The 24839-nt window shown below is 59.8% G+C and carries 22 protein-coding genes and 1 tRNA gene; 14 read left to right on the top strand and 9 right to left on the bottom strand.

Translation table 11 applies throughout. The features are described from left to right. Positions 1-66: 66 nt before the first annotated feature. The 4 genes from KUV52_RS17045 to KUV52_RS17030 all read left to right on the top strand — a co-directional run bounded on the left by KUV52_RS17045 (position 67) and on the right by KUV52_RS17030 (position 4868). Positions 67-2175 (top strand): methyl-accepting chemotaxis protein, encoded by a 2109-nt coding sequence (locus tag KUV52_RS17045; protein WP_222527146.1) that lies wholly within the window; start codon positions 67-69, stop codon positions 2173-2175. Between the two features lie 199 nt (positions 2176-2374). Further along, the gene (gene nhaD / locus KUV52_RS17040; protein WP_222527145.1) at positions 2375-3625 is read left to right on the top strand and encodes a sodium:proton antiporter NhaD; all 1251 of its coding nucleotides are present in this window, start codon (positions 2375-2377) and stop codon (positions 3623-3625) included. Positions 3626-3760: 135 nt separating this feature from the next. Then, complete coding sequence (locus KUV52_RS17035; protein WP_222527144.1) at positions 3761-4084, top strand: DUF3622 domain-containing protein; 324 nt, start codon at positions 3761-3763, stop codon at positions 4082-4084. Positions 4085-4223: 139 nt separating this feature from the next. Next, positions 4224-4868, top strand: coding sequence for a LysE family translocator (locus KUV52_RS17030; protein ID WP_222527143.1), 645 nt, complete (start codon positions 4224-4226; stop codon positions 4866-4868). Between the two features lie 39 nt (positions 4869-4907). On the opposite strand, the gene KUV52_RS17025 is transcribed toward KUV52_RS17030, so the two are convergent. The 5 genes from KUV52_RS17025 to hldE all read right to left on the bottom strand — a co-directional run bounded on the left by KUV52_RS17025 (position 4908) and on the right by hldE (position 8275). Then, positions 4908-5147, bottom strand: a complete 240-nt coding sequence (locus KUV52_RS17025) for a hypothetical protein (RefSeq protein ID WP_222527142.1) — start codon at positions 5145-5147, stop codon at positions 4908-4910. A gap of 9 nt (positions 5148-5156) precedes the next feature. Beyond that, complete coding sequence (locus KUV52_RS17020; protein WP_222527141.1) at positions 5157-5429, bottom strand: hypothetical protein; 273 nt, start codon at positions 5427-5429, stop codon at positions 5157-5159. A gap of 25 nt (positions 5430-5454) precedes the next feature. Continuing rightward, positions 5455-5688 (bottom strand): hypothetical protein, encoded by a 234-nt coding sequence (locus tag KUV52_RS17015; RefSeq protein WP_222527140.1) that lies wholly within the window; start codon positions 5686-5688, stop codon positions 5455-5457. 292 nt (positions 5689-5980) lie between these two features. Next, positions 5981-6847: a hypothetical protein gene (locus KUV52_RS17010; protein ID WP_222527139.1), complete on the bottom strand. Its 867-nt coding sequence runs from the start codon at positions 6845-6847 to the stop codon at positions 5981-5983. A 3-nt stretch (positions 6848-6850) separates the two neighbouring features. After that, complete coding sequence (gene hldE / locus KUV52_RS17005) at positions 6851-8275, bottom strand: bifunctional D-glycero-beta-D-manno-heptose-7-phosphate kinase/D-glycero-beta-D-manno-heptose 1-phosphate adenylyltransferase HldE (protein ID WP_222527138.1); 1425 nt, start codon at positions 8273-8275, stop codon at positions 6851-6853. 123 nt (positions 8276-8398) lie between these two features. On the opposite strand from hldE, the gene lpxL reads away from it, so the two are divergent. Further along, positions 8399-9319: an LpxL/LpxP family Kdo(2)-lipid IV(A) lauroyl/palmitoleoyl acyltransferase gene (gene lpxL / locus KUV52_RS17000; RefSeq protein ID WP_222527137.1), complete on the top strand. Its 921-nt coding sequence runs from the start codon at positions 8399-8401 to the stop codon at positions 9317-9319. Between the two features lie 30 nt (positions 9320-9349). On the opposite strand, the gene glnE is transcribed toward lpxL, so the two are convergent. Next, entirely contained in the window at positions 9350-12196 is a 2847-nt protein-coding gene (glnE, locus tag KUV52_RS16995; protein WP_222527136.1) for a bifunctional [glutamate--ammonia ligase]-adenylyl-L-tyrosine phosphorylase/[glutamate--ammonia-ligase] adenylyltransferase, read from the bottom strand. A gap of 79 nt (positions 12197-12275) precedes the next feature. On the opposite strand from glnE, the gene KUV52_RS16990 reads away from it, so the two are divergent. After that, a complete protein-coding gene (locus tag KUV52_RS16990) occupies positions 12276-13190 on the top strand; it encodes a DUF350 domain-containing protein (protein WP_222527135.1) in 915 nt (304 codons plus the stop codon). A 9-nt stretch (positions 13191-13199) separates the two neighbouring features. After that, a complete protein-coding gene (locus KUV52_RS16985; RefSeq protein WP_315900199.1) occupies positions 13200-13982 on the top strand; it encodes an ion transporter in 783 nt (260 codons plus the stop codon). Here the strand turns inward: KUV52_RS16985 and KUV52_RS16980 are convergent. Continuing rightward, the gene (locus KUV52_RS16980) at positions 13949-14839 is read right to left on the bottom strand and encodes an inorganic triphosphatase (protein ID WP_222527134.1); all 891 of its coding nucleotides are present in this window, start codon (positions 14837-14839) and stop codon (positions 13949-13951) included. The genes KUV52_RS16985 and KUV52_RS16980 overlap by 34 nt on opposite strands. Before the next feature lie 231 nt (positions 14840-15070). Between KUV52_RS16980 and KUV52_RS16975 the strand changes: the two genes are divergently transcribed. The 4 genes from KUV52_RS16975 (at position 15071) to putA (ending at position 21193) form a co-directional block, all read left to right on the top strand. Further along, the gene (locus tag KUV52_RS16975; protein ID WP_222527133.1) at positions 15071-15748 is read left to right on the top strand and encodes a TIGR00153 family protein; all 678 of its coding nucleotides are present in this window, start codon (positions 15071-15073) and stop codon (positions 15746-15748) included. Between the two features lie 40 nt (positions 15749-15788). Further along, complete coding sequence (locus KUV52_RS16970; RefSeq protein ID WP_222527132.1) at positions 15789-17057, top strand: inorganic phosphate transporter; 1269 nt, start codon at positions 15789-15791, stop codon at positions 17055-17057. Positions 17058-17171: 114 nt separating this feature from the next. After that, positions 17172-17792, top strand: coding sequence for a TIGR04211 family SH3 domain-containing protein (locus tag KUV52_RS16965; RefSeq protein ID WP_222527131.1), 621 nt, complete (start codon positions 17172-17174; stop codon positions 17790-17792). A 224-nt stretch (positions 17793-18016) separates the two neighbouring features. Beyond that, positions 18017-21193 carry a bifunctional proline dehydrogenase/L-glutamate gamma-semialdehyde dehydrogenase PutA gene (putA, locus tag KUV52_RS16960; RefSeq protein WP_222527130.1) on the top strand — a complete coding sequence of 1059 codons (3177 nt, stop codon included), beginning with the start codon at positions 18017-18019 and terminating at the stop codon, positions 21191-21193. Between the two features lie 58 nt (positions 21194-21251). Here the strand turns inward: putA and KUV52_RS16955 are convergent, their stop codons facing one another. Continuing rightward, positions 21252-21848, bottom strand: a complete 597-nt coding sequence (locus KUV52_RS16955; protein WP_222527129.1) for a carboxymuconolactone decarboxylase family protein — start codon at positions 21846-21848, stop codon at positions 21252-21254. 58 nt (positions 21849-21906) lie between these two features. Next, positions 21907-22407 carry an RDD family protein gene (locus tag KUV52_RS16950; protein ID WP_222527128.1) on the bottom strand — a complete coding sequence of 167 codons (501 nt, stop codon included), beginning with the start codon at positions 22405-22407 and terminating at the stop codon, positions 21907-21909. A gap of 129 nt (positions 22408-22536) precedes the next feature. On the opposite strand from KUV52_RS16950, the gene KUV52_RS16945 reads away from it, so the two are divergent. The 3 genes from KUV52_RS16945 (at position 22537) to KUV52_RS16935 (ending at position 24839) form a co-directional block, all read left to right on the top strand. Beyond that, a tRNA-Leu gene (locus tag KUV52_RS16945) sits at positions 22537-22623 on the top strand. Positions 22624-22945: 322 nt separating this feature from the next. Continuing rightward, positions 22946-24472: a flavocytochrome c gene (locus KUV52_RS16940; protein ID WP_222527127.1), complete on the top strand. Its 1527-nt coding sequence runs from the start codon at positions 22946-22948 to the stop codon at positions 24470-24472. Between the two features lie 13 nt (positions 24473-24485). After that, positions 24486-24839 carry a cytochrome c3 family protein gene (locus KUV52_RS16935; protein WP_222527126.1) on the top strand — a complete coding sequence of 118 codons (354 nt, stop codon included), beginning with the start codon at positions 24486-24488 and terminating at the stop codon, positions 24837-24839.

Below are 24839 nucleotides of genomic sequence, written 5' to 3'. Positions count from 1 at the left end.
GATCCCACACCAGTACATGAACCATCCCTAATATATTGGGCAAACCACTTGCTGAAGGAATGGCTCATGAGGATCAAAATCAGCATTAAACTCAAACTGATGATTCTGGTGCTCGGGGTAAATGCTCTCTTTGCGGTCTACAACATTGGCCAGGTCCTGAGCCTTAAGTCTGCCGTCCTGAAGGAGCAACACACCCAACTGGAGCAAGAGGTCACCGTCCTGCTTAAGGAGCAGGTGATTGGGCAGGTCGACAACATCACGCTGGCCATCAGCGATGACTACCACCGCAGCCAGGAAGCGGCCATCCAATCCGATCTGGTGCAGTTTATGGCCGCCATCCGTGGCACCGTCACCCGTCTGTATGACAACACCCTGAGCGACGATCCCTCTGAACTCATCTACACCTTCCTGAACGAATACCGCACCGAAACCGGACGCTATCTGTTTGCCTACAACGCGACCACTTACGCCAACGAGGCCGTGGGCAATGGCACAACCGCGATGGGCAACGACAAGATGACGCAAGACGAGCATGGCAACTACTACGTTCAGGAGATCGTAGACGGGGCCAGGCAGCAGGAGATCGCCTTTACCCGTTACTACTTCACCAATCCGGAGAGCGGGAAGGTGGAGGAGAAGGTGTCTGCCTCTTTCCTGTTTGAACCGCTCGATCTGGTGATCGCCAGTGGCGAATACCTCAGCTCTCTGCAGGCTGGGCTGATTTCCGAAGCACTGGAGACCGTCGCCCGGGCCCGCTACGGTGGCTCAGGGTATTTCTGGATCCAGGATGAGCAAGGCACCATTCTGGCCCACCCCAATAGGGCGCTGATTGGTCAGGTGGTTCCGGCTACCGAGAAGATTGCCGCTGAGCTTAGGGGCCAGGAAGAAGCGTTTGTCGGCACCACCTTCAATAACCCGAAGACCGGCCAGGTGGAGGACAAAATCAGCTATGCCCGGCGAATCATGCCGGACTGGGGCTGGACCATCGGCACCGGGATATACCAAAGCGATATTGACCAGGTTACCCGCGGTCTTGATGCCGATACCAAGGCGATCTTTGATGACAAGGCGATGCTGAGCATGTGGGTCACCATCGCCCTGACGCTGGCCATTATCTCGGTGTCCCTGTTTCTCATCTCCATTCTCGCCAAGGCGCTGAACCAACTCCGGGAGCGCATCGAGAACCTCTCCAGTGGTGAGGCGGATCTCACCGCCCGGCTGGAGGTGACCAGCAACGATGAGATCGGCCAGATCCAGACTGCCATCAACCGCTTTGTCGGTGAGTTGCAGTCGATGTTGCTCGATATCCAGACCGCCAATATGGAGCTGGAAGCCGGTTTCGCAGGATTGCGCCGTGAGAATGAACAGAGCATGGTGGCACTGGAACACCATGCCGACCGCACTGCCAACGTGGTGACGGCCACTGGACAGATGGATGTGTGTGCCTCTGACGTCGCCAGCCGCTCCGCCAAAACCAGTGAGCACACCCGCAAGGGCAACGATCAGGCCCGGCACGCCATGGCGGCCATGACCGACTCAAGCGAGAGCGTCAGCGCTCTGGTCGCGCAACTGGACGAGGCCAAATCCTGGGTCGCCAAAACCGCCACCAGCTCCGAACAGATCAGCCAGGTGCTGACCGTCATCGGTGGTATCGCCGAGCAGACCAATCTGCTGGCCCTGAATGCGGCCATTGAAGCCGCACGAGCCGGAGAGCAAGGTCGGGGTTTTGCCGTGGTCGCGGATGAAGTGCGGGCGTTGGCAACCCGAACTCAGGAGTGCACAACGGAGATCGGCGCACTGCTGGAGAGTGTGGGCCATGACGTCAGCAGCACCGAGCAGGCGATAAACTCCACCGTCCAACGCTGTGACGTGGTGGTCGAGAAGACCGGGCGGGTCAGCGCCGATCTGGAGCAGTTGACCGATTCCATCGGAGACATCGACAAACTCACCGCCCAGATCGCGACGGCAGCGGAGGAGCAGAGTACCGTCAGTCGGGATATCGCCGATGCCATTGGTGAGATTGAAGGCACCGCTCAGGGACTCAAAGGGGGCGCACAGCACACCACCGAAGCGCTACTTGGACTGACCGCCACCCACAAGCATCTCAACGAACTGGTGGCCCGATTCAAACTGGAATCATCCACAGCGCCAAATGGGCGCAGTGAAACCGTCTGAACCGCACACCACAACGCTGCCGGGGCGGGCCACCAGGTCCGCCCCATGATTTCGCCTGCCCTTGCAGGCGAACCCAGTTCATATCACTGAATTAGCTCCCAAATTCAATAATGTGAGCTGGGTCACGCCGCTTAATGCAATGTGATCTTGATGCTACACTGCCAACGCTTTTTGCTCAGTCACCCCAATGGTGTTTGCTATGGTAAGCGGCCTGATTCTCGTCCTCATTGTTCTGGCTTTTGTCCTTATCGTCATTGAAGACGTTATCCACGTAAACAAAGCCAAAACCACCCTATTCTTCGGCACCCTGTGCTGGATCATCGCCTATATCGCCCCCCTCAACGGCTATGATGCTGAAACCCTTCAGCACAAGCTGGACCACAACATTCTGGAGATCGCCACTCTGTGGCTGTTCCTGATGGCAGCGATGACCTTTGTGGCCTACTTGAACTCCAAGGGCTTCATTCAAAACCTGGTGCGACGGGTCATGCCGGAGCGAATTTCAGAGCGAAAGCTGCTGTTTCTGGTGGGGGCGTTCGCCTTTGTCTTCTCCTCCATCTCCGACAACATCACCGCCACCCTGATCTCTTTGGCGGTGGTGATGTCTCTCGGTCTGGAGAGCCGCAAGCTGCTGCGCTTTGCCACTCTGATCATCTTCAGCGTCAACTCCGGTGGGGTGTCGCTGATCACCGGTGATGTCACCACCCTGATGATCTTCCTGGCGGGCAAAGTCACCATCGACAACCTGCTGCTGCTGATTCTTCCTTCCGCCGCCAGCGTAGCGCTGCTGGCCGCCATGCTCTCCATTGGCCTGAATGATGAGGTTCGGTTTGAACCGGTTGCTAACCAGCCGGTGGCGAAAACCGACATCGCGATTGCCGCGATTTTTCTCTGTACCATCGCCGCGACCCTGATGCTGTCGGTCTGGTATTCGGTACCGCCGTTGCTGACGTTCCTGTTCGGGCTGTCCACCATGTTCCTGTGCGCCCAGTTCCTGATGCGCCAAAAAGTGGTGGATAAGAAGATCATCGATTACATCCGGGAGATCGAATACGACACCCTGCTGTTCTTTGTAGGTGTCCTGTTGCTGGTAGGAGCGATGAAAGAGATTGGCGTACTGGCTCAGTTCACCAAGCTTTACCAACTGCTCTCTCCCATGGCCGCCAACTACGTGATGGGGCTGCTTTCCGCCATGGTGGATAACGTGCCCCTGACCGCCGCCCTGCTGAAAGCGGAGATCGCCATGGATGGACGGCAATGGCTGGCCTTTACCTACGCCACCGGCGTCGGCGGTTCGATGCTGATCATCGGCTCTGCCGCGGGCATCATTGCCATGAGCAAAGTCCGGGAGTTGACCTTCCTCAGCTATCTGCGGATGAGCCTCTACCTGCTGATCGCCTACTCTTGTGGTTATCTGGGCGCCTACTGGGCAGGTGGTTTAATCGGTTAACCCCGCCTCGTTGCCGGTGTATACTCTCGCCCTTGCGCTGAATCCTGGCGCAAGGGCCGCCGGTTAACTCATCCGGCAGTGCCGTTCCGTGGCCATCCGGGCCACCTATCTTCCCCGCTTTTGGACAGAGACATCATGGCTCAAGGCAAAAAGTACGATTTCCGCGTTATCGAAAACGACGGCAGCTGGACCGCTGAGATTGTCCGTAAAATTTCCAACCGTAAATCCAAGGTAACCCAGCGCCAGGATGGCTTTGGCAGCGAAGCGGATGCTCAAGCCTGGGCCGAGCAGGCAATTGCTGGCTTTGTAAAGCAGCAGGCTGAACGCAACCAGCGTAAGGCCACCCAGCGCACCGAGCGTGAAGCACAAGCGCTGCGTCAGGCCGCCAAAGCTGAGCAGAAGCGCGCTGAACGTGCTGCCGCCATGGAAGAGGGCTTCGAAGACGACTTCGAAGACTGAACCCGGTGACGGATCAAAAAACGGCGCTATGGCGCCGTTTTTTGTTCTCATATCCTCGGCAGCCAAACCCGGTTCGAGGATTTACACCCAAGACCCGTCAGCAGTATGCTGATTGCCTTTATCCCGCCTGATCCGATTCATGAACGAACTTTCATTGCTCGCCACCCTGGCTGTGGTTCACCTGGTGGCGCTGGCCAGTCCTGGCCCCGACTTTGCCCTGGTGGTGCAAAATGCCAGCCGTTATGGCCGCCGTATCGGCCTGGCCATTGCGCTCGGGATCTCTCTGGCGATCCTGCTTCATGCCGTGTTTGCCCTGACCGGCGTCAGCCTGCTGATCCAGCAGCATCCCATGTTGCCGCTGGTGCTTCGCGTTGCAGGCGGAAGTTATCTGCTCTATCTCGGGATTGGGGCACTGAGGGCCGCCCATCAGCAGTGGCGGACTGGCAGCGCTGGACCACTGAAAGCGTCGGTGGCACTGGTCTCCCCCTGGGCCGCCCTGGTGAAAGGGTTCACCACCAACCTGCTCAACCCCAAAGCGCTGGTGTTCTTTCTGAGTCTGTTGACGTCACTGGTGCCCCCGTCCGTCTCCACCGAAGGCAAAGTGGCGGCCATTGTGCTGTTGTGGGGATTGTCGCTGGCGTGGTTTTCCGCGTTGGCCTGGGTGTTGACCGGCGCCCGACTGCAGCAGAAACTGCAGCGACTCACGCCGGTGATCGACGGCGTCTGTGGAGGGTTGTTTGTGTTGGTGGGAGGGGGGATCCTGCTGGCCACACTGGCAGCCTAACGCCAAGCGCCCCCCGCAAAAGCGTTCGCGGCTGGGCCATTAGCCCAGCTTGCGAAACTCGGCATCCAGATCAAATCGGCCATCGGTCACGATCGCTTCGAGAGTCTGAATCCGCTCCTTCAACGCCTGATTGTCCGCCTTTAACGACGCCAGTTCGGCTTTTAACTCGTCCAACTCACTGCCCTGCTCCGCCTTCAACTTGGACTTTTTGTGGGTTTTAAAGGCCTCCAACAAAAAGGCACCACAGAAGAAGAGGGCTAGAAAGGTCCAAAGGCCCATAGGTACTCCTTATCCCAGCTTACGAATGCGCTGGTCCAACTCATAACTGCTGTCGGTTACGATCGCTTCCAGGGTCGCCAGCCGCGCCTTGATCGCCTCGTTCTCCGCTTCCAACTGCTTTAAGCGCTCGCGAGCTTCCATATCCTCAGCGCTCGCAGACTGCCCATCACCGGAAAAGCCCATCGCCCTGGCCCACTGTGAAAAACGCGCCGGGGAGCGCCAGGCCAGTACCATGGCAACCAGTGCCACCAACAATATGAATCCCAATACCACTTCACCCATCACTCACTCTCCTTACTCGCGGCCGTTATCCCAGCTTTCGAATGGCCTGATCCAGGTCGAATCCCCGATCGGTCACGATCGCTTCCAGCGTCGCCACCCGCTCGGCTAACTTGCTGTTCTCCTCGCGCAGTCGGGTCAGAGCGGCTTCCGTTTCCTTGTCCCGCCTCTTTCCCCCTGAACGAGCCCAGTGACGGCTGATCTCCAGTACGCATCCCATCACGATCGCGACAATCACCACCACCATGGTTGTCACAGACATAGCTACTCCTTCGCATTACAGGGTTATCAACACTCAAACATCGGCCCGGCTCACTACGCTGTCAAGGTCGACTTAGCGAGAAAGCCGGCCCCGCAAGCGGGGCCTTGTGTCGTCGTCATCGGTCACGGAGTCCGCCACCGTTGCCTGTACTTCCCGGCTCAGGCGGAAGGAACCAATCAGAGATCGTGCCAAAAATTTAATTATTTGCACAACAATGACTTAGAGTTTTTGCCGTGAGCAAAATTAACCAACTTCACCGGAGATTAGCGAATCTCACCAACCGCGAGTGGCCTCAGGGGAACTGAAGGCAAACGTCGTCGTGATAGGGCAGATGGTGGCGCTTCAGGTAGGTCTGCGAATCCACGCCCAGCCAGTCCAGAGTGGGCTGGAGCAGAGCTGACCAGCGCGCCCGATGCGCCGAGGCCAGATAGGGCTGTGCAATGCTGGGCGGTGTTAAGGCGAACTGGCGCTCCCCCAGCAGGCGGTATTGTGCCAGGGGCGGCGCGCTTTGGGAGGCGAGCGTCGCATCGAGAAACTGCTCAAGCGGACGCCGGGATAAGGCTTTCAGTCTGTCGGGCTGGCACAGCAGCGGCACCAGCAGAGGGGAAGACCAATGGGTCCAGTCCGGCTTGGCCTGGATAAGCCCCAGGTTTCGCAGGTGGACCTGGGCCCAGAGTTCCGACAGGTCGGCGCCCTCCCTCAATTGGGTCCAGAACAGGTAAAGGTCCGCCAGCACCTCCTCTGGCCAGTGTTCTGGCCAATTGGGCCGGGACAGCCGCTCCAGCCAGGGGGAGTCGCGGGTCGCGACATGGCCAAGCTCATGGTAGTAGGTGGTGCGGAAGGTACGCAGTGGTGGCCGCTCGATCAGCTGATGATCCAGCAACACCAGATGGGGACGGGTGAGGCTTTCGGGATCCAGAAGGATCAGGGCATCGGTGTCGGTCAAAAGGGTGACGCCCCCCTGCCCTGCCAATGCCTCCTGAACCGATTCGGCAACCGTTCCGGGCCAGAGTCGGTTCAGGATGTTCCGCCACTGCGGCGATAACTCCGAGAGGCAGGATTCCAGGGCATCCAAACGACAAAGCTGGTGGTCCGGCGCGGCGCTGACCGGTGCAGCACCGAGCCACAACCCCAACAGCGCCCAGCCCCAGCCGCGCATGGGTTAATCCGCCTGACGAATGGTGTCGATGATAGCGCTGGTGGAGAGCCCGGCTTCAAAGTGCAATATCTTCACTTCGCCGCCGTTGGCCAACACCTCCTGATGGCCCGCAATCTCGTGCACCTGATAGTCTCCGCCTTTTACCAATAGGTCCGGCAGGACCGCACCGATCAGGCGCTGGGGCGTGTCCTCGCCAAACGGCACCACCCAGTCCACTGCGCCCAACGCTGCCAGCACCCTCATCCGTTGCTCGACACCATTAACCGGACGGGTTTCCCCCTTCAGGCGACGAACGGAATCGTCGTCATTGACCGCAACAATCAGTCGGTCTCCCAAACGCCTGGCCTGCTCCAGATAGCTGACGTGACCGGCATGCAGAATATCGAAGCAGCCGTTGGTCATCACCACGGTTTCGTTACGGGCCTTGGCTTCAGCAACGGCGCGCATCAGTTGCGCTTCGCTCATCAAACCGAAGCCACTGCTCTCATGCATGGAAGCCACCATGGCCGCCAGCTCCAGCGCGGACACGGTGGAGGTGCCCAGCTTAGCCACCACCACTGAAGCGGCGGCATTGGCCAGGGCACAGGCCTGAGGCAACTCACTGCCCGCCGCCAGCGCCACGGCCAGGGTACTGATCACCGTGTCACCGGCACCGGTCACGTCGTAGACCTCACGCGCCATGGTGGGCAGGTGCAGCGCCGTGTTGTCCCGACGCAGCAGGGTCATCCCCTTCTGCGAGCGGGTCACCAGCAGGGCTTCCAGACCCAACTCCTGGATCAGGGCCAGACCTTTACGCTCCAGCTCCGCATCATCACGTACCGGACCCACCACCGCCGTGAACTCGGCCATATTGGGCGTCAACAGCGTCGCGCCACGGTATTTGGAGAAGTCTCGGCCTTTGGGATCCACCAGCACAGTGACGCCGGCCTGACGCGCCGAGGCGATCAAATCAGGCAGTTCGGTCAGCGCACCTTTGGCGTAATCGGACAGCACCAACACCTGATGATTACCCAGCTGCTCAACCGCTGCCTGTTTCAGTTCAGCAGAGGGGGTAAAGTGCTCGCCAAAATCCAGCCGAATCAGCTGTTGGCCCCGAGACAACACCCGCAGCTTGGTGGTTGTAGTGTGGCCCGGCTGCGCCAGCAGCTTCGCTTCGACGCCGCCGGCGGCAATTGCCCGGTCCAGCGCTTGCGCAGCTTCATCCTCGCCCACCAGGCCCAGGAGACTGCAGCTGCCCCCCAGGGCGGCCACGTTCAGCGCGACGTTTGCCGCGCCTCCGGCGCGATCATCGCACTCCTGAACCTGAACCACAGGCACCGGGGCCTCCGGAGAGATCCGCTCCGCCGGCCCGACCCAGTAGCGGTCCAGCATGACATCGCCAGCCACCAGAACTCGGGCTTTGGAGAAATCGGGAAGAGAGACTTTCATGGATTGTCCGGAACAAAACTTCGAAAAACCCGCAGTGTAACACGCTACGGTGGCCCACGCTGTCCCGTTGCCGACCCGATGGGGTACACTATCGCCAAACCAAAAAGGTCGATTATCACTCCCATGAATACCACTGCCCCCTTCCATTGGGGACTGCTGCATCCCAAGTACTGGGGTTACTGGCTGGGCACGGTCCTGATGCGCCTGCTGATCCTGCTTCCCCTGTCCGCTCAATACCGGCTCGGTGCAGCCATCGGCCGCCTGATTCAGCGCCTGATGGGCAAGCGGATCCAAGTTGCCCGCCGCAATCTGGAGCTTTGTCTGCCAGAGTTGTCCGACGCGGAACGAGAAGCCCTGATCACCAAGAACTTTGAAGAGACTGGGATGGCGCTGTTTGATACAGCGAACGCCTGGTGGTGGTCCGACGCCCGTATCCAGTCACACATGACCATCGTGGGCAAAGAGCATATTGAGGATGCGGAACAAGCCGGTCAGGGCGTGATTCTGATGGCCGCACACTGCCTGATGCTGGAGCCCGGCGCCCGCGTTTTTGGCCAGTTCAAACCCGGTATCGGCGTTTACCGCCCCCATAACAACCCGATGATGGAGTATCTGCAGGTAAAAGGCCGCTTGCGCTCCAATAAGGGGCTGATCCCCAAACGGGAAGTGCGACAGATGGTGAAGGCGCTGCGCGCCGGTGAGGTGGTCTGGTACACCCAGGATCAGGATGCGGGCCGACGAGGCAGTGTCTTTGCGCCCTTCTTTGGTGTGCCGGCAGCCACCGCGGCTGGTGCCAGCACCCTGGCAAAGCTCGGCAAGGCCCGGGTGCTGCCCTTCTTTGTGGAGCGCAAGGCGGACCACAGCGGCTACCACATTGAGATCGGTGCGCCGCTGGAGGGGTTCCCCAGCGGGGATGAACTGGCTGACACCACCCGCTGCAACGAGGTGACGGAAGGCCTGGTGCGTCGTCGTCCGGAGCAGTACATGTGGCTGCATCGCCGCTTTAAAACCCGGCCTAATCCGGATGACCCGAAGATTTACTGAGTAAAAAGGGAGGCGATTGCCTCCCTTTTTCTATTGCTGACCCAGCAGTTCATCCCAGATCCCCTGCACCGCATCGCAGGCGGCAGGACGAGCCTCCAGAGGCACGCTGCCCCCCTCACCCGCCAGCACCCGGTGGTGGCTGGTGTCGCGCAGGTCGATATAGGTACGGATCAGCCGGTCTGCAAATTGGGGCCCCAGTTTGCCTTGGGCCAGGGCGGTTTCCAGGATCCGCACATTGTCGGACCAGGTCGCCATCGCAGGACACTCGGCGGCCTCTTTCAAAACCAGGTACTGGGTAATGAACTCGATGTCGGTGATCCCACCCGGCCCCTGTTTGAGGTCAAACTGGGTCTTATCGCTGCGGTCCAGATGGTCACGCATCTTCGCCCGCATCGACACCACATCCTCCCGCAGGGTGGCGGGATCACGGGGCAAGCACAGCAGTTGGCGCCGCAGTCGGGCAAATCGCCCTGCCAGCGCATCATCGCCATAGACAAAACGGGCCCGCACCAGCGCCTGGTGCTCCCAGGTCCAGGCCTCTTCCCGCTGATACTCCTCAAAGCGATCGATCTGACTCACCAGCAATCCGGCGCTGCCGGAGGGGCGCAGTCGGGTGTCCACCTCATACAGCACGCCGGATACCGTTCGGGTTGAGAACAGGTGCAGGATCCGCTGCGCCAGCTTGACGTAGAAGTGGCTGTTGTCGATCGGCTTGGTGCCGTCGGTCTCACCGGGGCCCGCACTGTGCAGGAACACCAGATCCAGGTCGGAGCCATAACCCAGCTCCAGCCCCCCCAATTTGCCGTAGGCGATCACGGCAAACCCTCGTCCTTCCGCTTCCAGCCTGGGCTGTCCGTGACGGGCGGTCAGTTGCAGCCAGGCCAGGTTCACCACCTGCTCGATGATCGCTTCCGCCAGCCAGGTTAAGTGGTCACTCACTTTCATTACAGGCAACACACGGGTTACATCTGCGGCAGCAATGCGCAACTGGTGAGCCTGCTTGAACTGGCGCAACGCCTCCATCTGCTGCTCCAGATCATCCTCCGGCACCCGCAGCAGGTACTCCCGTAACTCAGCGGCGTACCCCTCCGGTGGCAATGGCTGGTACAGCGCCACTGGATCAATCAGCTCATCCAGCAGAATCGGGTAGCGGGACAACTGCTCAGCGATCCAGGGACTGGCCGCGCAGAGGGTCACCAATTGACGGGCTGCACCGGGGTTCTCAAGCAGCAGTTCCAGGTAGGTGGTGCGGGTCAGGATGGTGGTCAATACGGATGTGACCCGCAGCCATACGGCTTGCTGGTCCTTCTGTCGCGCCATCTTCTGCAGCAAACGCGGGATCAGTTTGTCCAGTACATCCCGCCCCCGTGGGCCAATGCGGCGCTGTTCAAACTCTTCGCGGGTTGCCTGGACCCGTGGCCAGAGGCCGGGTTCCAGCCCCTGCTCCGCCAAAATCGCTTCGCCATCCAGATCCAGCCCGGGCCCCTGCCAAAGCGCTGGCAATGCCCCCAGTTCGCTCTCTGCATCCTGCTCGGCGCCGATGGTGTCCCGAAACACCTGGTGGATCCCCGACATGGCATTTTGAATCTGCGCCCATAGCGCGTCCGGCGTCTCCTCTCCCAGCGCCAGTGCCAGGCGCAACTGGTTGTCCGGGTCTGACGGCAAAGTTTGAGTCTGGCCGTCGTTCAGGGCTTGCAGCCGGTTCTCCACCTTACGCAGCAGCGCATAGCCATCCACCAGCGTCCGGTGGCTGCGATCGTCCAACAAGCCCAACCGTTTCAATTCCATCAACACCGGGCGCAGGGGGCTTTGCCGTAAGCTGGGCTCCCGCCCACCCCGGATCAACTGGTGGGTCTGGGCCACAAACTCCACCTCCCGGATCCCGCCCCGGCCCAACTTGATGTTGTCGGACAGGGCCTGACGGCGCAGCTGCGATTCAATCAGCCCCTTCATCCGGCGTAGGGCATCAATGGCGGAGAAATCAAGATAGCGGCGATAAACGAAAGGCCGCAGCAGGTTAGCCAGTGCGGTGGATTCGGTCTCCGTGGCCCCCAGTAAGCGGGCTTTGACCATAGCGTAACGCTCCCACTCCCGCCCCTGCTCCTGGTAGTAGTCCTCCAGTGCCGCCAGCGACACCACCAGTGGCCCTGCTTCACCAAAGGGCCGCAGGCGCATATCCACCCGGTAGCAGAAACCGTCCACCGTGGTCTGCGCCAGCAGATTGATCAGCTTCTGACCCAGACGAATAAAGTACTGCTGGTTATCCAGTTCGCGACGGCCGCCAACGGTGACGCCGTTCTCCAGGTAGGTGAAGATCAGGTCAATATCCGAGGAGAAGTTCAGTTCGCCTCCCCCCAGTTTGCCCATCCCCAGAATCATCAGTTGCAGCGGCTGACCATCGCTGCCAGTGGGGCGCCCCCACTGAGGCGCCAGCTGTTCGGCAAGATAATCGCGGGTGGCCACCACCATCGCCTCCGCCAGCGCGGAAAGCAATGCCAGGGTTTCATCCAGGGGAGCGAGGTCGAGAAGGTCTCGTGCGGCAATCCGGCTCAGTGCCCGATGGCGGAACCGACGCAGTGTGGCCATGGCAACCGTATCATCGCAGCACCCGGCCAACTCCCGGGCCAGCGCAGGGCCATAATCGTCCGCTTGCGCACCGTGTTGCAGTTGGCCTTCAATCATCAGTTCGGTGAGCCCTTGCGAGTCCCGGCTCCATACCTGGCCAAGGTATTCGGACAGTGCCAGCAAACGCCAAAGAGTGGCCCGAGCGGGCTCATCCAAGCGACTCAGTACCTCGGGTTCCAGTCTCTCCCAGGCCCGTTGCGCCTGCTGAACCAAGGCGGGGCTGAGCTTGTTGTCATGGGGCACGCTGGTCATAATAACGTCCTGTTAACCTTAACGTCTTGCAATCAATGCACCTTATCATGGGCGGACGGCAAGCTGGGAGGAAGTCCAGATGAACATGGCGTCGGCACTGACGGAGTTAGAGCGTTTTGCGGGTGAGCCACTGCCCATACTGGCGGTGGAACTGGCGATGGTGCTTATCCTGTTCGTCATCGCGCGCTACACCCACGGCTGGTGGAGTGGCGTCGACACGCACGAGGAGCTGTCAGAGCGAGACAACATCGCCTTCGGCATCAGTTTAGCGGGTGGCATTACCGGTTTATGTCTCGTGCTCTCCGGCATGTTCCACCTGCCCGGACCAGAGTCGTTACTCTGGCGGGCGATCTGGATTGGAGGCATGGGGCTGGCCACTCTGGCGCTGATGCGCCTGGGCCGCTGGTGGTACGACAAACTGGCGCTGCACCAGGTCGATAAACACGGCCTGATCCTGGAGGGCAACATCGCCATGGCGCTGGTGGATGCGGCCGTGGCAGTTGCCACCGCCATGGTGCTGCTGGCGAACTTGCGTTGGCTCGGTGAGATCAGCCTGGCGGCGCTGTTCCTGCTCTGTCTCGATTACTTTATTGCCCTCACTTTGCTGGTGATCACCACCCGAGTGCTGGAACACCGTTTTCGCCGCCTGAATCAGGGCGGCAGTCTGCAACGGGCACTGGCCCAGGATCACCGCGCGGTAGCTCTGCGCCACAGTGCCTACCTGCTGGCCTGTGGTCATGTGATAGCCACCGCTGGCGCGCTGAATCCCTACGACCCCGCCACCCCGATGCTGAACGTCTCAGGCTGGTTGGCCTGGTCCGCCATTGGCCTAGCAATTTTGCTGGCGCTTTCCAGCGCACTGCGTTACCTGGTGCTGGCTCAGATCAAGGTCAGCCGGGAAGTGGAGCTGCAAAATAACAGCGGCATCGCCATTTTGGACGGCGCGTTGGTTTACGCCTCTGCGCTGGTGCTGGCCAATCTGATCCAATCCTAAGGAGTGCCGGTGTTTAAGGAGACAGAATCCACACTGACCCCCCGAGAGCTGGGGATGATGCTGCTGTCGCTGTTCTCAGTGATCGTGGTGATCACCATCGTATTCAGCGACAACGATCGGGAGACGATACGTCTGCTGATAAAGATAGACTTCGCCATCTGCATGATTTTTATCGCCAACTTCTTTTATGGCTTTTGGCGAGCGGCAGACCGGGGTCTCTACGTGCGTACCCACTGGATCGATCTGGTGGCCTCCATCCCGGTGATTGAACAGCTGCGCTTTGTCCGTATCTTCCAGGTGCTTCGGGTTATCCGTCTTATCCGCATGAGTCGCTCCGTTCTGGTTCCCCTGCTGCTGCAAAAGCGGGAAACCACCGTCACCAGCCTGCTGCTGGCGATGATCACCATCATCACCTTCTCGTCGGTTTTGATTCTGCTGGTGGAAGACGGCGTCCCCGGAGCCAACATCGACTCAGCGGAATCCGCCATCTGGTGGGCTTTGATCACCATATCCACCGTGGGCTACGGGGATTACTACCCGGTCACCACCGAGGGGCGACTCATTGCCGCGGTTGTGATCGTCACCGGGGTCAGTTTTTTCGGTGTGGTCGCCGGCTTTCTCGCGTCGCTGTTTATGGAAGATGACGATGACAAAGACGCGCCTGAAATGGCGCGCCTTGAAGCTCAGCAGAAGCAGTTGCAGTGTCAGCAGGAAGCGCTACTGGAGGAGATCCGGGCGCTTCGCTCCACTCTGGAGAATCAATCCAGAGAGCGGGACAACAGGGACAACTGACACAAGCCGTACTCCGGCTTGCGAATGCCGGCAAGCAATGCGTCGAGAGGCGCATTGTCACTTTCCAACGCCTCAGCCAGATTCTGCATTTCACGACCTTCTGGGCCAAGGAGAGCGGCTACCGCCTTTAGCTGTGCCGCCAGCGGCGCTAAGGCGGTCATCTCGCCAGCCAATAATCGCTCTTCATTGCGCTGCCAGGCCGCCAGAAGCGCATCCGGCTGCTGGCTCGCCGAGGGCACCACCGCGGCTTCCGGGGCCAGACCGGCCAGGCGGTAACCCCGTGCGGCCTTGGAGTCCAGGCCCAACCTCAGGGGCCACTGCTGCATCAGCGAGCGGGCCAGGGGCATCAGCGCTGCTGCCGTGCCTTCAATCAGTTCCAGTTCCAACTCCGCAATCGGGGTTTCCCTTCCATCTGCCCGAATGGTGCCGCAGTCCAGCGCCAACTCCACCCGGGCACCTCCCGGCAGAGCCAACTCCGCTTGCTGACGCTCGAAATCGGTGTGGAACAGCACTTTCAGCCCGGCCTGAATGGCGTCGCGTTCAGAGGGGGTCCATAGGGTGTCAGGAAATCGTTCCAGTTCGGGTACCGTTCCGTTGACATCGGTGTTGTACTCCGGCCGGGCGTGCAGACCACCCGCAACCTTTCCAGCGGTTTTCAGGGTTTGCTCTCGGAAGTCACCCACTCGGCGGATCCGCAGCCCCATATCCCGCTTTCTCAGAGCCAATTCGGGGGTATCGAAGTAAGCGTTCCCCAGTGACCTCCTTTTGACTTGAGTCAAAGGGGCGGGGAATTCCAGACTGGACAAGGCCTCAACCGGGGTGCCCGGGGCCAACAACAGCTTCAGCTCAACTTCCATAGCGCGTCCAAATTCATCAAAATATCATCCATCCGACACAAAAGCGTCATCCTGTCACTTAACTGTCATAAAACAGTCATAGGATGCGCAAGCAATTGGGGTCCCAAGGCGAATCGGGGCAACAACCATTACACTTTTGGGAACTGCGTCGACACCGTGCCTTGCGTATCTTGCCAAGGTGAGTATTATTCGCGCGCCAATCCCATTTTGGCTCCATTAAGGAACAAGGCTATGCCGGTAAATTTTTTGGGCGTGTTCGCCAAGTCACCTATCAAACCGCTTGAGCAGCACATTGACAAGACCACTCAGGCCGCAAAGCGCCTGGTGCCGTTCTTCGAAGCCGTCAAGGCAGGAGATTGGGATAAAGCCACTGCGCTGCAGAAAGAGATCAGCCAGCTGGAGCGCGATGCAGACCAACTGAAGCGTGAGATCCGTATGAGCCTGCCCAGTGGGATCTTCATGCCCATGCAGCGTACCGATCTGCTCGAGATGCTGACTCAGCAGGACAAGATCGCCAACAAAGCCAAAGACATCGCCGGACGTGTTATTGGCCGTCAAATGCAGATTCCGGAGCCGATGCAGGAAGACTTTACTCTCTATGTCACCCGCTGCATCGACGCCGTAAAACAGGCCCGCAAGGCCATCAATGAGCTCGACGACCTGCTGGAAACTGGTTTCCGTGGTCGTGAGGTCGACCTGGTGGAAGAGATGATCCAGCAACTGGATCTGATCGAAGACGACACCGACTCCATGCAGATTTCATTGCGCCGCCAACTGTTCCAGATCGAGAAAGAGCTGAACCCGGTGGACGTGATGTTCCTCTACAAGATCCTCGAATGGGTGGGTGATCTGGCAGACCTGGCCGAGCGCACTGGTGCTCGTCTAGAGTTGATGCTGGCCCGATCCTAACTCCAATCTGACAAAATTGTTCTCCTAACAAGGTTTTACCATGGTAGACGTACTGGTAATTTACGGCCCGTGGCTGATTATGGCTGCGGCACTCTTTGGCTTCCTGATGGCCTTCGGCATCGGCGCCAATGACGTAGCCAACGCAATGGGCACTTCGGTAGGATCCGGCGCCCTGACCATCAAGCAGGCCATCATCATCGCCATGGTGTTCGAATTCGCCGGGGCCTATCTGGCCGGTGGTGAAGTGACCAACACCATCCGCAAAGGGATCATCGACACCAGCTACTTCATCAACACGCCTGATCTGCTGGTTTACGGCATGATCTCTGCCCTTCTGGCAGCAGGCATCTGGCTGGTTGCCGCTTCCTACCTGGGCTGGCCGGTATCCACCACCCACTCCATCATCGGTGCCATCATCGGCTTTGCGGCAGTGGGCGTAGGCGTTGACGCCGTAGCCTGGAACAAGGTTGCTGGCATCGTAGGCTCCTGGATCGTTACCCCCGCCATCGCCGGTTTCATTGCGTACCTGATATTCCAAAGCGCGCAGAAACTGATCTTCGACACCGACCACCCGCTTGATAACGCCAAACGCTACGTGCCCTTCTACATGGGTCTGGCGGCGTTCATCATGTCTCTGGTTACCATCACTAAAGGCCTGAAGCACGTTGGCCTGAACTTCTCCACCGTAGAAGCTTACGGCCTGGCTGTTGCCATGGCGGCTTTGGTGGGGCTGTTCGGTAAAGTGATGATTAGCCGCATGCAGTTCGACACCAAAGGCACTCGTGACACTCAATTTGCCAACGTCGAAAAAGTGTTTGCCATCCTCATGGTGGTAACCGCCTGTTGTATGGCGTTTGCCCATGGCTCCAACGACGTGGCTAACGCCATCGGCCCGCTGGCCGCCGTTGTAACCATCATCCACGCGGGTGGTGAGATCCCGGATAAGGCTCCGCTGGTTTGGTGGATTCTGCCTCTGGGTGCCGTTGGTATCGTGATTGGTCTGGCGGTACTGGGTAAGCGTGTTATTACCACCATCGGTAAGAACATCACTCACCTGACTCCGAGCCGTGGCTTCGCTGCTGAACTGGCTGCCGCTTCTACCGTTGTGATCGCGTCCGGTACCGGTCTGCCGATCTCCACCACTCAGACTCTGGTGGGTGCGGTACTGGGTGTGGGCATGGCCCGTGGCATCGCCGCCCTGAACCTGGGCGTCGTACGCAACATCGTCGTAAGCTGGGTTATCACCCTGCCAGCCGGTGCCGCACTGTCCATCCTGTTCTTCACCATCATCCGCTCAATCATGGCGTGAGACTGAAGCACACTCAAAAAAGGGAGCCATCGGCTCCCTTTTTCGCTCTCTGGGCCTTGCCACTCCTGGCCTTATCTCCTAGCATGGTCGCCCCAATCCACGGGTAGTAGCACTATGAACAAACGTATTATCACCGCTCTGCTTTGCCTTCTGGCCGTGAGCGGCCACACCGTGGCCCGGGAAGCCACGAACAGCGTCTCGGAAGACATCTATATCTATCTGCTGGCTGGCCCCAGCACCCAGTTCCGCATTTTGGGCAGCCTGAAAGCTGGTGATCCGCTCACCGCTACCGGAACCCGTCAGGGCGATTACAGCGAAGTGATCGACGAGCGCGGCCGTAAAGGTTGGATTCAAACCAAAGATCTGGCCACTGGCGAGAGCTTCCGCACCAAGGTACCGGCGCTGACCAAGGCACTGTCTGACACTCGTGAACAGCTTAAAACGGTAACTGCTGAGCGTGACGCTCTGGTGCAATCCAATCTGGAAGCCAACGCGGACGCCAACGCCCAGGTAGCAGAGCTGCAATCCCAGGTCGCTGAAAGCGCCAAGAGCCTGGCCGCCCTGGAGCAGGAAAACGCCGAGCTGACCAAGCGCGTAGACACTCTGAGCCAGAGCGAGCGATTCATCTGGATGCAGCAAGGTGGCATGGTGGCTGGCGCCGGTCTGATCCTGGGCCTGATCCTGGCCTATCTGCCGCGCCCCCAGCGTAAGAAAAAGAACGATCGCTGGATGTAATCGCATCCCCTCTTATCGAAAAAAGCAGGCCACCGGCCTGCTTTTTTTATGCCCTTTTCCGCGCTACACAAGGGTTTACAACACCCCCTTAACGGTACTGTTCCAACCACCCCCGCAAAACCTGTTCGCCCTCACATTTTGGGGGTATACTGAGCGCGCCGTCAGCAAGGATTGTATACAAAAATAGCTAAAACGCTGACTTGTGGTGTTAAGAGGACCCCCGCATGTTTAAAGCCAGCACCGTTTTGGATCCGGCGATCCATGACCAGGAACCCGCCGCCCTGTTCGAGCTGATCAGCGCCAATTATGGCGTCGATGAAAGCCAATATCTGGAAGAGCTTATCTCTCTGGTGCCTGCCGAACCGGCCACCGTTGAGACCATTACCCAAAATGCCCATCAGATGGTGGAAGCCGTTCGCCGCTTCGAGAAGAAGGGGTTGATGATAGGCATTGACGCGTTCCTGCAGCAGTACAGCCTGGAAACACAGGAGGGGATCATCCTCATGTGTCTGGCCGAAGCCCTGCTCCGGATCCCGGATGCCGCCACCGCGGATGCCCTGATCGAGGACAAACTCTCCGGAGCCGACTGGGCCCGCCACCTCAAGGGCAGCGATTCGGTGCTGGTTAACGCCTCCACCTGGGGCCTGTTGCTCACCGGCAAAGTGATCACCCTGGATAAGAAGATCGATGGCCGTCCCAACAATCTGCTGGCCCGTCTCGTTAACAAGATGGGTGAACCAGTAGTTCGTCAGGCGATGTACGCCGCCATGAAGATCATGGGCAAGCAGTTCGTACTGGGCCGTGACATTGGCGAAGCGCTGAAGAACAGCGATGACAACCGGGCCATTGGCTACACCCACTCCTACGATATGCTTGGCGAAGCGGCGCTGACCGCCAGTGACGCCACCAAGTACTTCGACAGCTACAGCCGCGCAATCACCGCACTGGGCGCCCACAGCTATGACGTCAGTCAGGCGCCCCGCCCCACCATCTCCATCAAGCTCTCTGCCCTGCATCCCCGCTACGAAGTGGCCAATGAGGACCGGGTACTGACCGAGCTGTACGACAGCGTGCTGCGTCTGATCAAACAGGCGCGCAGCCTGGACGTCGGCATCTCCATCGACGCCGAAGAGATGGATCGCCTGGAACTCTCTCTCAAGCTGTTTGAAAAGCTCTATCGCAGCAATGAGGCTCGCGGTTGGGGCAACCTGGGACTGGTGGTTCAGGCCTACTCCAAGCGCGCTCTGCCGGTTCTGGTCTGGATCAACGCCCTAGCCAAACAGCAGGGCGACCTGATCCCGCTGCGTCTGGTGAAAGGCGCCTATTGGGACAGCGAGCTCAAGTGGTGCCAGCAGGGTGGCTCAGACGGTTACCCGGTATTCACCCGAAAAGCGGGCACCGATGTCTCCTACCTGGCCTGCGCCCGGTTCCTGCTGTCCGAAGCGACCGTGGGCAACATCTACCCCCAGTTTGCCACCCACAATGCTCAGACAGCAGCCACCATTCAGTACCTGGCGGGTGAGCGCGATTACGAGTTCCAGCGTCTGCACGGCATGGGCCAGGAGCTGTATGACACCCTGCTCAAGCAGCAGAAGGGCCTGAAGGTTCGCATCTATGCGCCGGTGGGCGCCCATAAGGATCTGCTGCCCTACCTGGTGCGTCGCCTGCTGGAAAACGGCGCCAACACCTCCTTCGTGCATAAACTGGTGGACCCGAAGACCCCGATTGAGGGGCTGATCGCCTATCCGCTGACCACACTGAATGGCTACCCCACCCTAGCAAACCACAGAATCGTGTTGCCCGAGGCGATCTTCGGCAAGGAGCGTCTCAACTCAAAAGGACTGAACATGAACATCGCCAATGAAGCCCGCCCCTTCTTTGCCAAACTGGACACCTTCAAAGCCACCCAATGGCAGGGCGGCCCGCTGATCGGCGGTGAAACCCGTCAAAGCGGCGAGGCGCTGGCGGTATTGAGCCCGCAGGACCACACCAAGCAGGTGGGTCAGGTTCACTTTGCCAGTGCGGAAGACATTCAGGACGCCATCGAGCGTGCCACCGCCGCCTTCCCGGCCTGGCGTGACACCCCGGTTGAGCAGCGTGCCCGCGCTCTGGAGGAGTTGGCTGACAAGCTGGAAGCCAACCGCGAAGAGTTGATCGCCCTCTGTACCCGCGAAGCGGGCAAGGGCCTGCAGGATGGCATCGATGAGATCCGCGAAGCGGTCGACTTCTGCCGCTACTACGCCGTTCAGGCGCGCAGCCTTATGGGCGAGCGCACCGTGCTGCCGGGTCCGACCGGTGAGCTGAATGAACTGATCGTTCAGGGCCGTGGCCCCTACCTCTGCATCAGCCCCTGGAACTTCCCGCTGGCTATCTTCCTGGGTCAGGTGGTGGCGGCACTGGTAACCGGTAACACCGTAATCGCCAAGCCCGCTGAGCAAACCAACCTGGTGGCCTACCGCGCCACTCAACTGGCTCACGAGTCCGGCATCCCGGCCGATGTGCTGCAACTGGTGCCCGGTAAGGGCCGTGAGATCGGTGGCCTGCTGACCGCGGATGAGCGCATTGTCGGCGTCTGCTTCACCGGCTCCACCGAAACCGCCAAAGTGATCAACCGCTCTCTGGCTGCCCGCGATGGCGCCATCGCCAAGCTGGTGGCGGAAACCGGTGGCCAGAATGCCATGGTGGTGGACTCCACCTCCCTGCCGGAACAGGTGGTGACCGACGTGGTGCACTCCTCCTTCCAGAGCGCCGGCCAGCGCTGCTCCGCCCTGCGTGTGCTCTACGTTCAGGACGACGTGGCAGACCGTGTTATCGAGCTGCTCAAAGGCGCGATGGCGGAACTGCATGTGGGCAACCCGGCTCACTTCAAGACCGACGTTGGCCCGGTGATCGACCAGACCGCCCAGCAAAACCTGCTGGCCCACATCGAGCGCATCAGCAAAGAGGGACGGCTTATCGCCCAGACTGAGCTATCCAGCGAGTGCGAGCACGGCAACTTCGTGCGCCCGACTGCGGTGGAGATCAACCACATCGGTCAGCTGGAGAAGGAGCACTTTGGCCCTATCCTGCACGTAATCCGCTACAAAGCCTCCGAGCTGGACCGGGTCATCAATGAGATCAACAGCACCGGCTTTGGCCTGACCCTGGGCGTGCACAGCCGCAACGAAGGCCAGGCGCTGGCCATCGCTCACCAGGTGAATGCCGGTAACGCCTACATCAACCGCAACCAGATTGGTGCGGTGGTGGGTGTGCAGCCGTTCGGTGGTAATGGCCTGTCCGGCACCGGCCCGAAAGCCGGTGGCCCGCACTACCTGCACAGCTTTGTGACCGAAAAGACCATCAGCAACAACATCACCGCCATCGGCGGTAATGCCACCCTGCTGGTACTGGGTGACGGCTGATCCCAAAACCATCAATCATAAAAAAGGGGCGCTGAGGCGCCCCTTTTTTATGCCGGTGTCACTCCGGGCGGTGCTTACCGCCGGTCCAGCCGCCTTTGCTCAGCACCTCTTCTCCCATCGCCTGAGCGGGCGCCTCAATCTCGGTGGCCATGGAATCATTCCAGCGATTGAGAAAACCATAGAGGGCGATCGCCCCCAGGATCTCCACGATCTGAACCTCATTCCAGTGGGCCCGCATCCGCGCCATCAGCGGCTCATCCACCGCGTTGGGCACAGCCCCCGCCGCCAGGGCAAAGTCCAGTGCCACCCGTTCAGCCTCGGTGTAGAGGGGGTTGGTCTGGTACTCCCATAACGCCACCACTTTGTCATGGGGCACATCATGCAACTCGGCGGCGATCAGTGAGTGGGCTTCGCAGTATTGGCATCCCGCCGCCCGACTGCAGAAGTGGGCCAGCAGCCGCTTAAAGCCGGGATCGACAGCGCCATTGGGGTTCATCACTGCGCGGGTCAGTTCACCAAACCCGTGCACCATGGCGGGTACCCGCTGCATGGTCAGCAGGCTATTGGGGACAAAGCCCAGAATGCGGGTAAAGAGGGCGAAATCCTCCGCCAGCTCAGGCGTGGTTTCCGCAGGAAGGGGGGCAAGTAACGGCATGGGGATCTCCTTATCAAGGTCGATCCCCAAGCTAACAGGCTGGGTCAGATTGGCAAGTTCACTGCCGTTCCATCAGATCGCGGTTCTGCTCCACGGTCAGCACCACCACCTCAGAGCCACTGATGCGGTCATTCATGGCGGTCCCTTCGTCATCCCAAAGCAGGGACAGCATCGCCAAACCACCAAAGGAGACCGCCACCCGCAACCAGGCCTGACGGGCATCCAGTTCAGAACCGTCAGTACGTTGTACCCGCAAACGCCAGGCGCGCATACCCAGGGTCTGGCCCTTCTTTTTCCAGCTCCAGACAAACAGCCAGGCCACCGCCAGCAGCTTGCCGATCTCGTTCAGGGTCAGCCATACCGGGCTGGACTGCAGCACATCCACCGTGTGGATCATGCCGCCCTTATCCACCAGCCCCATCGACACCAGAGCCGTAAACAGGGCAAACAGCACTGCCCCGGCCAGCATATAGACCGCCAGAGCCACCATAAAATCGTATACCCAGGCCGCCATTCGGCGCCCCAGAGACGCCCGTGGGGCGTTGGCTAGGGATGACATCTTCACTCCTTGTCTCGTCACTGTCCGGCAGTGTACCAGAGGCCCCCGCCGAGCGGTGCGCAGAAAATGCCCGAACAACCGATTTGGGCTTGCCGTGCAACGACTTCGGTATATAATGCCCACTCCTAAGCCGGGATGGCGGAATTGGTAGACGCAGCGGATTCAAAATCCGCCGGTGGTGACACCTTGGGGGTTCAAGTCCCCCTCCCGGTACCAGATACAGAAAAAGCCCCAGTCGAAAGACTGGGGCTTTTTCGTTTGGCCGTTTACCGCGCCTCTTGAGTGGCACTCCCCAGCGCACAGGATGCGCGCCGACAGAAAACCCTTTCTTTTTTGCCAGCCCCCTTCTTTGCACCCGGTCCGGTTTTGCCTCGCTCTCCAGTTTGTGCGCCCCGGGCCAGTTTGGCGCATTTTTTGACCTTGCGAACAATCTCATCATAAAAATCAAACATTTCGGGAACTCTATTCGCCCCCCACAGTTTGGAATCCATTCCGACCCTAACCTTGCTCTGGCTAACCGACTTACGAGGTACACACCATGAGTGAGCACACCATCAACAACACCCGACGCAAGCTACTACAGGGTATTGGCGCGACCGGCCTGGCTGCCGTGGCCGCCCCCGGGCTGGCCGCTTCCGGCCAATCCACCCACTGGGACCAAACCTACGACTTTGTGATCATCGGCTCCGGCTTTGCGGCTCTGGCGGCAGCGATTGAGGCCAAACGTCAGGGCATCAAGTCCGTCGCCATCTTCGAGCAGATGCCCACCTTTGGTGGCAACTCCTCCATCAATGGCGGCCTGTTTGCCGTGCCCAACTCACCGATGCAGCAGAAAGAGGGCGTTGAGGATTCCATTGAGCGGATGGTGGGCGACCAGCTCAAAGCGGGCCGTGGCATCGCCGATGAAGCGCTGCTGCGCCATGTGGCTGAGCACGCCAACGAAGCACTGCAGATGACCTTCGATGCCGGGGCCGAGTACCTGCCCTACCTGCAGCAACTGGGTGGCCACAGTGCCCCCCGCACCTACCAGACCACCGTGGCCTGTGGCGCTGGCATCACACAGCCGCTGTACAAACTGGCGGTAAAACTGGGCGTGGAGATGAACAACCGCTGCCGGATGAGCGGCTTTATCCGCGGTAAAGCGGGTGAGATCGAGGGGGTCACCATTGAGACCCGCTACTACGCCGACCGCAAGGTCTCCGAAGGCGAAACTCTGAAGATCAAAGCGAACAAAGCGGTTCTGGTGGCCACCGGCGGTTTCTCCCAGAACATCGCCCTGCGCATGGCTCAGGACCCCACCCTGACCGCCGACGTAGGCTGCACCAACATCAAGGGCGCCACCGGCGAAGCGATGCTGGAGATGTTCCGCATCGGTGCGGTACCGGTTCACCTGGCCCACATTCAGTCCGGCCCCTGGGCCTCTCCGGACGAGGGCGGGTTCGGTTACGTCTCCAACTACTCTATCTTCAACTTCCCCCACTCCATCGCCATCAACCGGATGACCGGCCAGCGCTTTATGAACGAGATCGCTGACCGTAAGACCCGTGCCGATGCCCAGCTGGCCAACCGTGATGCCGAAGGCAAACCGGTACCGCCGCTGATGATCACCCACTATCACGACGCCGATCAGCACCCGAACTGCAAGAAGGTGCTCAAGTACGGTGTGGGCTGGAAGTTCGACACTCTGGAACAGTTGGCCAAGCATTTCGACGTTCCGCTGAAGCCGCTGCAAGCGCAGATCGAAGAGTACAACCGCTACGTCGACAGTGGTGTGGATGAGCAGTTTGGCAAGCCGATGGGCAAGGCCAAAGGCAAGCACATCAAGGCGCCCTTTATGGTGGTTCGTCTATGGCCCAAGGTGCACTACTGCCAGGGCGGCGTGAAGGTGAACCAGTTGGCCCAGGTAGAGGACTCCCTGACCGGCAAGCCGATCAAGGGGCTGCTGGCCGCAGGCGAAGTGGCCGGTGGCATCCACGGCGTCAGCCGACTGGGCAGCTGCTCCATTCCGGAGTGCATGGTGATGGGTATGACTGCGGCTCGTACCGTCGCAGCAGGCAAGGCGTAAGGGGGATTTGACCATGAAACGCACGATGACTTTGATGCTTTCCACCCTGCTGCTGGGCACCGTTACCCTGTCCGCTCAGGCTTTTGAAATCCGCGACTGGCACAAGGAAGCGGGCCTCGACTGCAAGACCTGTCACCAGGGCGCGCCCAAAGGCTATCCGGCAGACGATGCCTGCCAGGCTTGTCACGATGTGGACGATCTGGCGCAGCAAACCGCCCGCCCGGAAGAGGACAAGTGGCAAAACCCGCACAACAACCTGCACTACGGAAAAGACATTCCCTGCGTGGAGTGTCACTCCGAGCACGGCACCAAGCCGCCGATGTGCGACCAGTGCCACACCTTCAAGTACCCTGCTCATAAGCAGTAA

It is taken from the genome of Ferrimonas balearica (assembly GCF_019802055.1).
GTDB lineage: Bacteria > Pseudomonadota > Gammaproteobacteria > Enterobacterales > Shewanellaceae > Ferrimonas > Ferrimonas balearica_A.
This window is presented reverse-complemented; position numbering and strand designations above follow the sequence as displayed.

Bases quoted from the DNA above. Each gene is read 5' to 3' on its own strand.
- KUV52_RS17045 (WP_222527146.1), top strand. From the start codon at position 67: ATGAGGATCAAAATCAGCATTAAACTCAAACTGATGATTCTGGTGCTC.
- hldE (WP_222527138.1), bottom strand. From the start codon at position 8,275: ATGAAAGTCTCTCTTCCCGATTTCTCCAAAGCCCGAGTTCTGGTGGCT.
- KUV52_RS16935 (WP_222527126.1), top strand. From the start codon at position 24,486: ATGAAACGCACGATGACTTTGATGCTTTCCACCCTGCTGCTGGGCACC.
- KUV52_RS17015 (WP_222527140.1), bottom strand. From the start codon at position 5,688: ATGTCTGTGACAACCATGGTGGTGGTGATTGTCGCGATCGTGATGGGA.
- KUV52_RS17020 (WP_222527141.1), bottom strand. From the start codon at position 5,429: ATGGGTGAAGTGGTATTGGGATTCATATTGTTGGTGGCACTGGTTGCC.
- putA (WP_222527130.1), top strand. From the start codon at position 18,017: ATGTTTAAAGCCAGCACCGTTTTGGATCCGGCGATCCATGACCAGGAA.
- KUV52_RS16980 (WP_222527134.1), bottom strand. From the start codon at position 14,839: ATGGAAGTTGAGCTGAAGCTGTTGTTGGCCCCGGGCACCCCGGTTGAG.
- KUV52_RS16970 (WP_222527132.1), top strand. From the start codon at position 15,789: ATGGTAGACGTACTGGTAATTTACGGCCCGTGGCTGATTATGGCTGCG.
- KUV52_RS16975 (WP_222527133.1), top strand. From the start codon at position 15,071: ATGCCGGTAAATTTTTTGGGCGTGTTCGCCAAGTCACCTATCAAACCG.
- KUV52_RS17025 (WP_222527142.1), bottom strand. From the start codon at position 5,147: ATGGGCCTTTGGACCTTTCTAGCCCTCTTCTTCTGTGGTGCCTTTTTG.
- KUV52_RS16990 (WP_222527135.1), top strand. From the start codon at position 12,276: ATGAACATGGCGTCGGCACTGACGGAGTTAGAGCGTTTTGCGGGTGAG.
- nhaD (WP_222527145.1), top strand. From the start codon at position 2,375: ATGGTAAGCGGCCTGATTCTCGTCCTCATTGTTCTGGCTTTTGTCCTT.
- glnE (WP_222527136.1), bottom strand. From the start codon at position 12,196: ATGACCAGCGTGCCCCATGACAACAAGCTCAGCCCCGCCTTGGTTCAG.
- KUV52_RS16955 (WP_222527129.1), bottom strand. From the start codon at position 21,848: ATGCCGTTACTTGCCCCCCTTCCTGCGGAAACCACGCCTGAGCTGGCG.
- KUV52_RS17035 (WP_222527144.1), top strand. From the start codon at position 3,761: ATGGCTCAAGGCAAAAAGTACGATTTCCGCGTTATCGAAAACGACGGC.
- KUV52_RS16940 (WP_222527127.1), top strand. From the start codon at position 22,946: ATGAGTGAGCACACCATCAACAACACCCGACGCAAGCTACTACAGGGT.
- KUV52_RS17010 (WP_222527139.1), bottom strand. From the start codon at position 6,847: ATGCGCGGCTGGGGCTGGGCGCTGTTGGGGTTGTGGCTCGGTGCTGCA.
- KUV52_RS16950 (WP_222527128.1), bottom strand. From the start codon at position 22,407: ATGTCATCCCTAGCCAACGCCCCACGGGCGTCTCTGGGGCGCCGAATG.
- lpxL (WP_222527137.1), top strand. From the start codon at position 8,399: ATGAATACCACTGCCCCCTTCCATTGGGGACTGCTGCATCCCAAGTAC.
- KUV52_RS16965 (WP_222527131.1), top strand. From the start codon at position 17,172: ATGAACAAACGTATTATCACCGCTCTGCTTTGCCTTCTGGCCGTGAGC.
- KUV52_RS17030 (WP_222527143.1), top strand. From the start codon at position 4,224: ATGAACGAACTTTCATTGCTCGCCACCCTGGCTGTGGTTCACCTGGTG.